Annotated in this window: 13 protein-coding genes; 2 read left to right on the top strand and 11 right to left on the bottom strand. The window is 72.4% G+C overall.

The genetic code is table 11. The features are described 5' to 3' along the window. Nucleotides 1-74: 74 nt before the first annotated feature. The 6 genes from AC0QR5_RS12985 to AC0QR5_RS12960 all read right to left on the bottom strand — a co-directional run bounded on the left by AC0QR5_RS12985 (nt 75) and on the right by AC0QR5_RS12960 (nt 5,986). Nucleotides 75-1,067 (bottom strand): ABC transporter permease, encoded by a 993-nt coding sequence (locus AC0QR5_RS12985; RefSeq protein ID WP_329862929.1) that lies wholly within the window; start codon nt 1,065-1,067, stop codon nt 75-77. Continuing rightward, nucleotides 1,064-2,068, bottom strand: a complete 1,005-nt coding sequence (locus AC0QR5_RS12980) for an ABC transporter permease (protein ID WP_329862927.1) — start codon at nt 2,066-2,068, stop codon at nt 1,064-1,066. The genes AC0QR5_RS12985 and AC0QR5_RS12980 overlap by 4 nt, the downstream gene beginning before the upstream one ends. A gap of 72 nt (nt 2,069-2,140) precedes the next feature. Next, the gene (locus tag AC0QR5_RS12975) at nt 2,141-3,832 is read right to left on the bottom strand and encodes an ABC transporter substrate-binding protein (protein WP_329862925.1); all 1,692 of its coding nucleotides are present in this window, start codon (nt 3,830-3,832) and stop codon (nt 2,141-2,143) included. Nucleotides 3,833-4,017: 185 nt separating this feature from the next. Continuing rightward, nucleotides 4,018-4,329 carry an AzlD domain-containing protein gene (locus AC0QR5_RS12970; RefSeq protein ID WP_329862924.1) on the bottom strand — a complete coding sequence of 104 codons (312 nt, stop codon included), beginning with the start codon at nt 4,327-4,329 and terminating at the stop codon, nt 4,018-4,020. Further along, complete coding sequence (locus tag AC0QR5_RS12965; RefSeq protein WP_329862923.1) at nt 4,326-5,123, bottom strand: AzlC family ABC transporter permease; 798 nt, start codon at nt 5,121-5,123, stop codon at nt 4,326-4,328. Before AC0QR5_RS12965 ends, AC0QR5_RS12970 begins: the two co-directional genes overlap by 4 nt. Continuing rightward, nucleotides 5,120-5,986 (bottom strand): glycerophosphodiester phosphodiesterase, encoded by an 867-nt coding sequence (locus AC0QR5_RS12960; RefSeq protein WP_329862921.1) that lies wholly within the window; start codon nt 5,984-5,986, stop codon nt 5,120-5,122. Before AC0QR5_RS12960 ends, AC0QR5_RS12965 begins: the two co-directional genes overlap by 4 nt. A gap of 127 nt (nt 5,987-6,113) precedes the next feature. Between AC0QR5_RS12960 and AC0QR5_RS12955 the strand changes: the two genes are divergently transcribed. Next, nucleotides 6,114-7,367 carry a DUF445 domain-containing protein gene (locus AC0QR5_RS12955; protein ID WP_329862919.1) on the top strand — a complete coding sequence of 418 codons (1,254 nt, stop codon included), beginning with the start codon at nt 6,114-6,116 and terminating at the stop codon, nt 7,365-7,367. A gap of 209 nt (nt 7,368-7,576) precedes the next feature. Here AC0QR5_RS12955 and AC0QR5_RS12950 read toward each other — a convergent pair whose 3' ends face one another. The 4 genes from AC0QR5_RS12950 to AC0QR5_RS12935 form a co-directional block, all read right to left on the bottom strand. Further along, nucleotides 7,577-8,488 (bottom strand): hypothetical protein, encoded by a 912-nt coding sequence (locus AC0QR5_RS12950; protein ID WP_329862918.1) that lies wholly within the window; start codon nt 8,486-8,488, stop codon nt 7,577-7,579. Nucleotides 8,489-8,637: 149 nt separating this feature from the next. After that, nucleotides 8,638-9,123: a DUF2871 domain-containing protein gene (locus AC0QR5_RS12945; RefSeq protein ID WP_329862916.1), complete on the bottom strand. Its 486-nt coding sequence runs from the start codon at nt 9,121-9,123 to the stop codon at nt 8,638-8,640. Nucleotides 9,124-9,388: 265 nt separating this feature from the next. Continuing rightward, on the bottom strand, nt 9,389-10,015 hold the full coding sequence (locus AC0QR5_RS12940; RefSeq protein WP_329862914.1) for an alpha/beta hydrolase: 627 nt from the start codon (nt 10,013-10,015) through the stop codon (nt 9,389-9,391). A gap of 74 nt (nt 10,016-10,089) precedes the next feature. After that, nucleotides 10,090-10,635 (bottom strand): cell wall-binding repeat-containing protein, encoded by a 546-nt coding sequence (locus tag AC0QR5_RS12935; protein ID WP_329862912.1) that lies wholly within the window; start codon nt 10,633-10,635, stop codon nt 10,090-10,092. Nucleotides 10,636-10,750: 115 nt separating this feature from the next. Between AC0QR5_RS12935 and AC0QR5_RS12930 the strand changes: the two genes are divergently transcribed. Continuing rightward, entirely contained in the window at nt 10,751-11,401 is a 651-nt protein-coding gene (locus AC0QR5_RS12930) for a hypothetical protein (protein WP_329862911.1), read from the top strand. 20 nt (nt 11,402-11,421) lie between these two features. On the opposite strand, the gene AC0QR5_RS12925 is transcribed toward AC0QR5_RS12930, so the two are convergent. Then, a complete protein-coding gene (locus tag AC0QR5_RS12925) occupies nt 11,422-12,708 on the bottom strand; it encodes an endonuclease/exonuclease/phosphatase family protein (protein ID WP_329862909.1) in 1,287 nt (428 codons plus the stop codon). Nucleotides 12,709-12,803 lie beyond the last annotated feature (95 nt).

The following is a 12,803-nucleotide window of genomic DNA, read 5'->3' as shown; positions in this document are numbered from 1 at the left end:
CGGAACCAGCGGGCCGGAACGCGTGGAGGCGGGGCCGGTTGGACCGGCCCCGCCTCCGTGCGTTGCCCCGCGGCTCAGCGCTGGCGGGACTTCGGGTCCAGCGCCTCGCGCAGCGACTCGCCCAGGAGCGTGAAGCCCAGGGCGGTGATGGCGATGCACAGGCCCGGCAGGAACGCGAGCTGCGGCGCGATGCCGAGCTCGGCCTGCGCGTAGGTGAGCATGCGGCCCCACTCCGCGACCTGCGGGACGCCGCCGCCGAGGCCCAGGAAGGACAGGGCGGCCGCGTCGATGACCGCCGTCGCGAGCGTCAGGGTGGCCTGCACGATCACGGGGCCGACCGAGTTCGGCAGCAGGTGGCTCATGGTGATGGTGCGCCGGCTCAGGCCCAGCGTCTGCGCGGCCAGGATGTAGTCGGCGCCCTTCTGCTGCATCATCGAGGAGCGCAGCAGGCGCGCGAACACCGGGACCGCGGAGACGCCGATGGCGATCATGATCGCGTACGCGCCCTGCCCGAGGACCGCGGCGATGGACACCGCGAGCAGCAGGTTCGGCACGGAGAGCAGGATGTCGACGAAGCGCATGATCACGTTGTCCACCCAGCCGCCGAAGCCGCCGGCGATCAGGCCCAGGATCATCCCGCCCACGAGCCCCATGGCCGTGGAGACGATCCCGATGGTCAGGGACGCCTGCGCGCCCCAGATCAGCTTGGACAACACGTCGCCGCCGAAGCGGTCGAGGCCGAGCACGTGGTCCGGCAGCTCGCCGGGCCCGGGGATGTGCGTCGGCGTGACCTCGGTGCGGCCCGGGAGCTCCTCGCCGCCGAACGGGGCCAGCACGGGGGCCAGCACCGCGACGAGCAGGAAGAGGAACACGATCACGGCGCCGGCGATCGCCGCCGGGTTGCGCCGCAGCCGCAGGAACGCGTCGCGCCACACGCTCGTGCCGCGCGCCGCGGGCTCGGTGGGCCCGCCCGCGGGCGGGCCGGCCGTGGCGTGCGCCGCCCCGTGGTCAGGGAGGTTCGGATCCGGCAGCCCGGATCCGCTGGCGGGGGGAAGAGACATGCTCATTGCACACGCACCCTCGGGTCGATGAAGCCGTAGGAGACGTCAACCAACAGGTTGATCAGCGAGTAGATCAACGCGATGAAGATGATGAATCCCTGCAGCACGGGGTAGTCGAGGTTGAAGATCGCGTCCCGGAGGAACCGCCCGATCCCGTTGAAGGCGAACACCGTCTCGGTGAGCACCGCCCCCGAGATCAACAGTCCCAACTGCAGGCCGATCGTCGTGGTCACGGGCAGCATGGCGTTGCGCAGGATGAACCGGTTGCGGATCAGAGGCGCCGTGAGGCCCTTGGCCCGCGCGGTGCGCACGTAGTCGGCGTTCATGACCTCCAGGACCGAGGCCCGGGTGATGCGCACGATGATCGCGAGCGGGATGGTGCCCAGGGCGATGCCGGGCAGCACGAGGTGCATGAACGCGTCCCACGCGGCGTCCCACTCCTGGGTCAGGATGCCGTCGAGCACGTAGAAGTCGGTGACGTGCGTGGCGTCGATGCGGGGGTTCTGCCGGCCGTCGGTGGGGAACCACGGCAGCTGGATGGCGAACACCCACTTGAGGATGAACGCCAGGAAGAACACGGGGATCACGATCCCGAACAGCGACAGGAGCACGGAGAAGTGGTCCTGCCACTTCCCGACGTTCCGTGCCGCCCAGTAGCCCAGCGGGATGCCGAGGCCGATCGCGAACACGAGCGCCACGGCGGTGAGCTCGATCGTCGCGGGGAAGCGCGTGGCGAACTCCTCCAGGACGGGCCGCCCCGTGCGGAGGCTGACGCCGAAGTCGCCCGTGAGCAGCTTGCCCATGTACGTCATGTACTGCTCGATCACGGGCTTGTTGAAGCCGTAGGCCTCGTTGATCCTGGCCACCGCCTCCGGCGTGGCCTTGTCGCCCAGCAGCGCGGTCGCGGGGCCGCCGGGCAGGTTGCGCACCCACAGGAACAGCAGGACCGAGAGCCCCAGCAGCGTGGGGACCAGCAGCGCGAGCCGTTTGCCGATGACTTGGAGCATCGCGTCCTCTCGTCGGAACGTGGACAAGGGTACGACGGCGGGCGCGCGCCCGCCGTCGTACCCCCGCCGGGGTTACTTGTTCAGCTTGATGTCGTTGAAGACCTCGTCGTTGACCGGGCTCGTCGGGAACGAGTCCACGCGCTCGTTGAACGCGAGCGACGGGGCCGGGTGGGCCAGCGGAACGGCCGGGACCAGCTCGGACACGTCGCGGTTGATCTCCTCGTACAGCGGCGTCTGCTCCTCGAGGACGGCGATGCCGCGGGCCTCGGTGAGCTTGTCGAACAGCTCCTGGTTGTCGAACGCGAACTCCGGCTTCGTGCCGCCGAAGAAGACGCCGACGAAGTTGTCCGTGTCGTTGTAGTCGCCGGTCCAGCCCAGCAGGTGGATGCCGTGGTTGGCTCCGCCCTGGATGCGGTCCAGGTAGTCCGGGCTCCACTTGTCCGGCTGCGGGTTGGCCGTGATCCCCACGTCCGCCAGCTGGGCGCTGATGTTGGTGAAGATCTGCTCCGGGGTCGGCATGTACGGGCGGGAGACGCCGGTCGGGTAGTTGAAGTCGACCGTGAAGCCGTCCGGGTAGCCGGCCTCGGCGAGCAGCTCCTTGGCCTTCTCCGGGTCGAAGTCGTAGGCCTCGACGTCCTCGGTCCAGCCGTTGACGACCGGCGGGATGAACTGGATGGCCTTCTCCGTGCCCTCGGGCAGGGTCTGGCGGATGAGGGCGTCCTTGTCGATCGCGTAGGAGATCGCCTGACGGACCTTGAGGTCGGCGAGCTCCTCGACGGCCTGGTTGATGCCGAGGTAGAGGATGGTGAACGGCTCGCGGGCCATGATCTTGTAGCCCGCGTCCTCGAGGGCCTGGGTATCGGCCGGGGCGACGAGGTCGTAGCCGTCGATCGTGCCGGCCTCGAGGGCCTGGCGGCGCGCCACGGGATCATCCAGGACGCGGAAGATCAGCCGGTCGATCTGGCCCTTCTCGCCCCAGTAGTCCTCGTTGTAGCTCAGCTCGATCTGCTGGCCGTTGTCCCACGAGTCGAACTTGAACGGGCCGGTGCCGGTCGGGTGCGCCGTGGCGTACTCCGAGAGCACGGGGGCCTCGGCGGTGCCTTCGATCTTGTCCGCCTCGAACTCCTCCATGGCCGCCGGCGACTGCATCGCGAAGGCCGGAAGGGAAAGGGAGGCGATGAAGCCGGCGAACGGCTTGGCGAGCTTGATCGTGGCCTGGTTGCCGGAGGTGGCCTCGCAGGACTCGTAGACCGCGTTCTCCGGGGAGTCGGCGTAGCCCTTGAAGAGCGAGTTGTAGTAGTAGCCGACGCTCTCGGCCTGCTGGATGCCCTTGAAGTTGTACCAGCGGTCGAAGTTCGCGCACACGGCCTCGGCGTTGAAGTCGGTGCCGTCGTGGAACTTCACGCCCTCCTTGAGGGTGAAGTCGTAGCTCAGGCCGTCCTCGGAGGCTTCCCAGGATTCGGCGAGCAGCGGGGCAGGGTCGGCGGTGCCGGGTTCGGTGCCGACGAGGCCCTCGAAGATCTGGCGGCTGACGCGGAACGATTCGCCGTCGGAGGCGAAGGCCGGGTCGAGCGAGGCCGGGTCGGAGGATGCGGCGAAGATGAACGTCGAGTTGACCTCGGCGTCGCCCCCGCCCGCGGTGCCGCCGTCGTCGCCGCGCTGGCTTTCGGCGCAGCCGCTGAGCACGAGCGCTCCGATCGCGAGCGACGTGGTGATGGCGGCGAAGCGGCGGGATGGCCGCTTCGGCAGGCCATTGGGTGTCATGGCTTCTCTCCTGTGGGTCGAGTCCGTGCAAGTCCGGTGTCGCAACCGGCGCGCCCCGGGGATGGGGCACGGATGCATGTGAGCGAGCCTAACGCCAAATGTGAAAGAAGTGTGACTTGGCCCATATCCGTCACAGTCCCAAAATGATCACGATTCGGTGACGGAGGCCTCCCCGGCCGCGGGATCTAGCCGATGCCGGCGAGGCGCAGCAGTGCGGCCGCGGCGGCTCCGGCGATCACGACCACGAGGAACGGCGCCCGGCAGGCCAGCGCGATCCCCGCGGCCACGAGCGCGCCGACGCGGGCGTCGAAGGCCAGCTGCTGCCCGGAGGCGAACGCGTTGACGGCCGTCAGGGAGGCCAGCAGGCCGATCGTCAGCGTCCCGGCGACCCGGAGCATCCGTGGGTGGTCCAGCACCCGCGCGGGCACGAGATAGCCCGCGACCTTGATCGCGTACGCGGCCGCGCAGGCGGCCAGGATCCAGAACCAGACGCTCACGCGCTCCCCCTTCCGCCGGCACCGGACGCGCCGGTGCCCTCCGCGCCGCCGCCCGGCTCCGGCGTCGTACCCGGCGCCCCCGCGTGCCGCCCCGGGTACGGGTCGACGTCCGGTTCCATGCCCTCGTCCTGCGGCCCGCGCCCGAACCAGCCCCACGCCCCGGCGACGAGCGCGGCGAGCAGGATCGGGAGGCCGGGAGGGGCGAACGGGACCGCGAGCACGGTCACGAGGGCGCAGACGACGGCGATCGCGACCGGGTCCCTGCCGCGCAGCCGCGGCCAGAGCAGGCCCAGGAAGGCGGCCACCGCCGCGCCGTCCAGGCCCCACGCCTTGGGATCCCCGAGCGCGTCGCCGAGCAGCGCGCCGAGCACCGTGAAGAGGTTCCAGAACAGGAACACGCCGATCCCGGCCGTCCAGAAGCCCCGGCGCCGCTCGAGCGGATCCTCCTGTCCCGACGCCGTCGCGGCGGATTCGTCGATCGTCAGGTGGGCGGCCAGCGGGCGCAGCCGGGGCGCGGGGCGGATCAGGGCGTTCATCTGCATGCCGTAGACGACGTTGCGGATGCCGAGCAGGGTGGCCGCGCCGAACGCCGCCGGGCCGGCACCGCCACCGGCGAGCACGCCGATGAACGCGAACTGCGACCCGCCCGTGAACATGAGCGCACTGAGCGCTACCGTCTGCCAGAACGACAGCCCGGCGGCCACCGCGAGCGCGCCGAAGGAGACACCGTAGAGCCCCGTGGCCACGGCGATCGAGGCGCCGATCCGGAACGCCGGGGACCGCGTGAGCCTCATTCCGCGGGGCCCCCGGAGCCCGCGGCGAGGCGCTCCTTGACGCGCACCGGGTAGTCGCTCGTGAGTTCCTGCACGCCGAGGTCCGCGAGGAAGTCGACGTCCTCGGGCGCGTTGGCGGTCCACACCCGCACGGTCCGGCCCGCGTCGATCCACCCGCGGACGAGCTCCGGGTTCTCGCGGACGAACGCGACGCCGGGGCCCGCGATGCCGACCGCGCCGGAGCCGATCACCTCGAGTCCGTCGGCGAGGACCCGGTTGAGCACTTGCGTCGCGGCGGCGCGGCCGAGCTGGCCGAGGCTCTCCACGGCGTCCTCGTCCACGCCGGTCACGAGCTGGCACAAGTGCTCGCCCGGGACGGAATCCAGGAGGTAGCGGATGGATCCGGCGTCGAAGCTCATGAGGCTCACCGTGATCCCGCCGATCCGCGACGTGTCCGGGTCCCAGCCCAGGCCCATGAGCTCGGCGAGGACGCGCTCCTCAAGCTTGCGGCCGAACGGGCTCGGATGCTTCAGCTCCACCGCCAGCCCCAGCTCGCGGCCGGAGTCCACCATGAGGCCGATCAGCTCCCGCAGCGTCACGAGCTGCTCGCTGCGCGCCCCGAACTCGTCCGGGATCCGCACGCCCTTCCATGAGGAGACGTCGAGGCGGCGCAGTTCCTTGAGCGTCCGGCCGGCGAGCGCCCCGGTGCCGTCGGAGGTCCGGTCCACGGAGGCGTCGTGGAAGCAGACGAGCTGCAGGTCCTCGCTGAGGTGGACGTCGCATTCGATCCCGTCCGCTCCGTCGGCGATCGCCTGCAGGAACGCGGCACGGGTGTTCTCGGCGAAGGCACCGCTGGATCCGCGGTGCGCGTAGACGGAGTGCATCCACCCAAAATACGCCACCCGACGGGCCCGGACGGCCCGCGTGTGGCCGGGTGACGTGAACTACTGTTGAAGCCTTGACGCGGGGAGCGCGGACGGCGAGGCCGACGAGGACGGGAAGGGGAGCCCCATGGAACCGACGACGACGGAGGCCGGACGCGCCCGGGCGCTGCGTTCGATGAAGCGGCTCGCGACCGGGCTGCTGCTCGCGATGGCCGTGGTGTTCGCGATCGCCTTCGCCCTGCAGGAGCGCTACCCGTGGCTCGAGTACGTGCGGGCCGCGGCGGAGGGCGGCATGGTCGGCGCGCTGGCCGACTGGTTCGCGGTGACGGCTCTCTTCCGCCACCCGATGGGGCTGAGGATCCCGCACACCGCGATCATCCCGCGGAAGAAGGACCAGATCGGCGAGAGCCTGGGCGGGTTCGTGCAGGAGAACTTCCTCGACGACGCCGTGGTGCGGAGCAAGCTCGCCGAGGTGCGCTTCGCCGCGGGGGCCGGCGCGTGGCTCGCCCGGCCGGAGGGGGCCGAGCGCGTGGCCCGGGAGGGCTCGGTCGCGATCCGGGGCGTGCTGGAGGTCCTCGACGACGAGGACGTCCTGCGGCTCCTCGAATCCCTCGCGCGGCGGCACATGCTGGCTCCGGAGTGGTCCTCGACGCTCGGGCGGATGCTCGAGACCGTGGTGCGCGACGGCCACCACCGCCAGCTCGTGGACCTGCTCGCGGACCGCGCCGGGGACTGGGTGGAGCGGAACCGGGCGACCGTCGTGTCGCTGGTCTCGGAGCGCTCTCCGTCCTGGCTGCCGGGCGTGCTGGACCAGCTCGTGGGCGAGAAGCTGCACCGCGAGCTGCTGAAGTTCATCGCGGCCGTCCGCACGGATCCCGGCCACCGGCTGCGCGGCAGCATCGACTCCTGGCTGGCCGCCTTCGCCGCCGACATGCAGGCGGACCCGTCCACGATCGCCAAGGTCGAGGCGCTCAAGCACTCCCTGCTCGGCGATCCCCAGCTGCAACAGCTCGCGGCGGCCAGCTGGTCCAGCGTCAAGGCGGCCGTCCTCGAGGCGGTCGAGCATCCCGAGTCGGAGCTGCGCCGCTCGTTCGTCCGCGCGGTCGCGGACTTCGGAGGGCGCCTGACGCGGGACGAGGTGCTCGCCGGGAAGATCGACGCCTGGCTGGCCGGCGCGGCCGGATACCTCGTCTCCACCTACCGCGGGGAGATCTCGGCGCTCATCCGCGACACCGTGGCGCGCTGGGACGGGGAGGAGACGAGCCGGAAGATCGAGCTCCACGTCGGCCGCGACCTGCAGTTCATCCGCATCAACGGAACCGTCGTGGGCTCGCTTGCCGGCTTGGCGATCTTCACCGTCGCCGACCTGATCCTGCGCTGACCCGCGTCGCTTCCGCCCCCTCCCGCGACTTTCCCGCCCTTCTTCCTCCCGCCACCCTGCCACCCCCTCCGCCTGCTCCCGCGGCGTCGGGGAAGGTGTTGGAACACCTCGCGCTTGCGAGCATCTACCCCGACACCGCCGGGAGGGGTGGTCGCGCGGGAAGTTCGGGCGCGCGGGAGGGGTGGCGCGGGGACAGGCCGGGGCGGCAGTTAGCCCTGGGAACCTCCGCGGCGGAGGCGTTCCGCCTCGATCCGGCGCTCGACGTCCTCTTCGGCGAGGCGGCGCACGCGCTCCTCGTCGGCCGCGGTGCGCACGGACACGGACGACGACGGGGCCCCGCCCGGGGTGCCGTCGGCGCCGGAGGCGAGCTCCCGGCGTCGTACTCCGGCGCCCTGGGTCTCCAGCTCGAGCTCGCCGGGAATGACGGTCGGCAGCGGGCCGAAGGCCAGCGACGCCGCCTCGACGACCTTCTTGCCGAGGAAGCGGTTGCCGACCCCGCCGATGGCCGCCCCGACGCCGAACGGAATCGCGCGGCCCAGGACGGACGCGCCCTGCGTGGCGAGCATCTTGCGCAGAAAGCGGCGCTGGATGTTCCCCGAGATGCCGCCCCACAGCCCTTTCTGGCTGCTCGCCCCGAACACGGCGCCCCAGCCCTGCACGGGACCGGCGCCGCGGCCTGCGACCTGGTGGGTCAGCGAGGAGATCATGGAGCTGCCCTCGTCGCCCATGAGGATCGCCATGACCATGGCGCGCGCCTTGGCCGGGTCCTCGGTGGTGATGCCGTGCAGCTCCGCGAGCGACTGGGCGTAGAGCGCGCTCGCCTCGAGGAAGCCGACCGTCGCGGCCACGGACAGGCCGAGCGAGGCCGCCGTGCCGACGCCGGGAACGGCCGCCGTCGCGCCGACCGCGGCGCCGCCGCCCGTGACGGCCAGCAGGTAGTCGCGTTCGATCAGCCGCGCGAGCTCGGCCGCGGTCGCGTCCGGATGCTTGCGCCGCAAGCGCCGCAGGTAGCCGATCACGAGGGGGCGCTGCACGCCGATCGCCTTGATGATGGCGCCCTGCAGCCCCGCCACGGGCTTGCCGTCGGGACCGAGGACCACGTCTGGTAGCTGTTCTTTCATCGTGGTGCCCACTCTAGGGCCCATGGAGCCTCGCCGGGAGGATTTTCGCGCAGGGCTTTGGCCGACCGAGCCGCGGCCGGCGCGGCGTGGACCGGCGTGGCGTGATCCAGCGCGGCGTGGACCGGCCCGGCGTCGGCCGGCGCGGCACCTCAGGCGGCCGGCGTTCCCTGGGGTCGCGCCTCCTCGGCGGCGGCGCCCTCTGTGCCAGCCGAGCGCCGGGTGGCGGCGAGCGCACGGCGCAGCTGCAGGAAGAGCAGCACGAGCCCCGCGGTCAGCAGCATGTGGCCGAGGCCCGCGATCCCGGCGAACGCCTTGGAGGAGGCGTCGGCGCCGAGGACCACGAGGGAGCCCTTGAGCAGCATCATGCCGCCCGTGAGCGCGGTCCCGGTGGTCCACGTCCAGTAGAACCAGGCCCCCAGCCGCGGCGCGGCGGCGGAGAGCGCGAACACCTTCTCGAGCGCCAGGACGATCAGCAGCACCAGGAAGCCGAGGACGAGGAAGTGCGTGTGCACGAGCCCCAGCTGGGAGCCGGCGCGGTCGGTGAAGTCGTTGAGCTTGGTCAGCTCGCGGTAGTACAGCCCGGAGGCGACTCCGGCGAACGCGAAGGCGAAGGAGGTCTTGAGGAGACGGAGCACGTCGGTCCTTTCCCTGGGGTCCCGGCCGTGGTCACGGGGAACGACGCCGATGCGCCGGGGAGGGCGTTCGTCCCACCATCGATTCTTCTGCGGCGGGGCCCGGGGCGGATCAACCGTCCGGTTGAGTCCCGGGGTGAGGAGCGCCACCCGGCCAACCGCCGTGCGGGCGGATGACGCGACGCGGCGCCGGGCAAGGGGCCCGGCACGGGGGCGGGTGGTCGTCCGGCACGGGGGCGGAGGCGCGCGGCTCAGGGGAGGTAGCGGCTCAGGGGAGGTAGTGGCGCAGGAACGCGGCGGCGTCGCGCCGCTCCTCGGCCGAGATGCCGTGGCCCATGCCCGGATAGCGGCGGGAGGTGAGCCGCGTGGAGTCCTCGAGCCAGGCGGCCGTGTGTTCGGCGGCGTCCTGGTTGATGACCGGGTCCTCGGGGTCCCGGCCCCAGAAGAACGGCACGCGCAGCGCGGGGTCGGCGGGGACGTCGTCGGTCAGGGCCAGGAGCTCGCTGTGCAGGACGAATCCGTTCAGCCCGACGCCCGCCGCGTAGCGCCCGGGGCGCAGCCGCATCATGGTCGTGGCCATGGCCATGCCCTGCGAGTAGCCGAGCACGGAGACCGACTCGTGCTGCGCGGAGTGCGCGTCCTGCCAGTCGTAGACCTGTTGGACGGCCGCGACGACGGCGGCGAAGTCGTGGGCGAGGAAGTAGTCCAGGAGGAACCACCCGTGGTCGCCGCCGACGGCGAACGGCCCCCTCAGCGCGGCGCCCGTGGTGTTCTCCGGAAGCACGTCGAAGAGCTCCACCATGCGCTGCTCGGTGGAGCCGTAGCCGTGGAGCATGATGAGCAGGTGCGTGCCCGGGCGCTCGGCCGGCGGGCGGGAGAAGACCGCGTGCAGCATGGCCCCATCCTAGGGAGAAGACCGGCGCGGGCGGGCGCCCATCTCCGGGAGCCCGCCCGTACCGCCGGGGGCTCCTACTGCCGCGCCGCCTCGACGGCCGCGGCGAACACGGCGTCCGAGACGGCGCCGGGCCCGCCGAGCACGGTGACCGCGGCCGGGTCGAGGCGCTTGAGCTCGGCCACCACCGGGGCGGGCAGGGCGCCCGTCGGCGGGACCAGCAGGAGCGGCCCGTCCAGCGTCGTGGACGCCGCCAGGGCGTCGATCCCGTTCGGGTTCGCGAGGTACACGTTGTCCACGCCGGGCTCGTAGTTCGCGCGGCTGATGAGCGCGGCCGTCTCCCAGCGCGTCGCCCCGCCGATCCGGTATCCGGTCACGGACTGGCCGGCCTTGGCCTCGGGGGCCGGGCCCGCGGGCGCGGATTCCGGTGCGGGAGCGGGCGCGGGCTTGGCGTCGCCGGTCGTGGACGGGCAAGGTGCTCCCAGCCAGCCGCCACCGCTGAGCACCCAGCACAGGCCGGGGACCGTGGGGGCAGGGCCGGCGATCGCCGGCCCTGCGAGGGCGGCGGTTCCGGCGAGTGCGAGCGCCGCACCGGCGGCGGCGAAACGGTGGGACTTCTTCATGGTGATCTCCTGGGGCAGGCGAGTGGGGCAGCGGGCCGCGGGCCGCGGGCCGCGGGCCGCGGGCCGCGGATGATCGTATCCCGGCATCGGCCATCGGGGCATCTACGCTGGGTCCATGGCGAGAACCGATGCGAACGGCTACGACCCGATCTACCAGCGGCCTTCCACCGGCGACGGCTCCCCGGCGCACCGGCCGGGCTGGTCCGCTCTCCCCTCGCGCTCCGGTGCGTCCGCGCCGTCGGGCCCGTCCTCCGCCGACCCCGCGTCGGCCCCCGCCGGGACCGCAGGAGCCCCCGCCGCGGCCCCCGGCCCGGCGGCCGCCGGACCGGACGGGCGGCAGCGGCTGGATAGGCGGAACGGACTGGACGGGCCGGGCGCGGCCGGGCGCTCTGCGTCGGCCGCGGCGGACGGCGTCGCGGAGCAGGACGACGCCGGGGCCCTCGCCTCCGTGCGACGACGCCGCGCCAATCCGTTCCTCGTGGCCCTGTGGGTCCTGGCCGGATTGCTCGCGCTCGCGGCGCTGCTCGCCTACCGCGACATTGGCGACCTCTACCGGATCCTCTACGGGGCGGGCGGCCAGGGCAGCCTGGTCCAGTCCCTCGAAGGCGAGGGCCCGACTCCGGAACGCATGGCGCGGGCGCAGTACTTCCCGCAGCTCATGACGGGGCTCGTGATGGGCGCCGTCGTCGCGGCGAGTTCCGCCCTGGCCGTCCACGCGCTCTCGTGGTCGCGCCGGAACGACGGGACTCAGGTCCCGATCGCCTGAGGCGGGGCGGCGGCCGCTGCTCAGAGGGCGATGTCGACCCAGACGAGCCGGTGGTCGCTGCTGCGGGGCGGGTGGCCGCCCACGAGCCGGGCGCCGTCCTGCTCCGCGGCAGGCCAGAAGACGCCGGATCCCGTGAAGCCGAGCGTGGCCGAGGGCAGGACGTAGTCGACCCGCAGCGGCCCGGCGGATCCGAAGTCGGCCGTCCGCAGCTCGGCCGCGGCGGCGGGATCGACCGCCTCGACCCCGGTGGAGGGGTGGATGAAGGACTGCAGGCCCGAGCGGCTGCCCGTGACGGCGCCGGGCGAGGACGGCCGCGGGTCGACGAGCGCGGGATGGCCGAGCAGCTGGCTGACGGCCCCGTCGTACGAGTCACCGCGGGACGGGTCCGCGTTCAGGTCGCCAAGCACCACGAAGTCGGCGTCCGGTTCGAGTCCGCCGCGCGTCCCGGCGTCGTCGTAGACGTAGCCCGCGGCGTCGCCACCGGAGACGTAGTCGGACCAGAAGCGGATCTCGTCGTGGTTGCGGCGGGCGTTGCGGCGTTCCTCCCCGTCGAACACGGGGGGCGTGGGATGCGAGGCCAGGAGGTGGACGGTGCGCCCTCCCACCCTGACCGGGACGTCCCAGTGCGACTTGCTGCTGAGGCGGAAGACCTTGGACACGAGCGGCCCGTAGTAGTCCGTCGGCAGGAGGTTCTCCGGCATGTCCTTCCAGAGGAAGCGCTGGAAGGTGCGGACCTGGTCCTCGACGATGGGGTGTTTGGAGTAGAGGACCATGCCGTACTGGCCCTCGAAGTCGCCGTAGCCGAAGTTGTCGGCGGGGCCGCCGACGGCGCCGTCCTTGTCGAGGTCGGCTCCGATGCCGACTCCGGTGTTGGACGGCGCGGTGTAGACGTAGGGGTAGTCGATGCCCTGCTGACCGTTCTGGCCCGTGGCCAGGTAGTTGGCGCGGAAGAGCCCGGCGGCCTCGTGACCGTCGTCGTAGTCGAACTCGTTGAGCAGGACGACGTCCGGTGCCGTGCGTTGGATGATCTCGGCGACGGCCTGGGCCTGCGCGTTGTTCGGGCTGAGCAGGTCGCCGATGAGGTCGCCCGGAGCGGCGCGGTGCAGCGAGGCGTTGAAGGTGGCTACGCGGAGGCCGTCGCCCGCCTGCGCGGCGTGCTCGTGGGTCGAGGTCCGGTGGAAGGCCCGCGGGTCCATGGCGTCCAAGGTCTCGTCCATCCCCCTCTGCGCGGATGCGGGCACGACCGCGGCGGCCGTCAGCACGACGGCCGCGAGCACGGCGGAAGCCGCCCGGATCAATGAACGCATGGATATCAGACTAGGGGGTCGGGCTGTGGGGCGACAGGGGTGTGAGGGGGTGATCGGCACCCGCGGGAGGCGTCCCGCGCAGCCCGCGTCCGGCG

Source organism: Arthrobacter sp. J156 (genome assembly GCF_056172865.1).
Note: the sequence above shows the minus strand (reverse complement) of the source record. Positions and strands in the feature narration are given on the sequence as shown.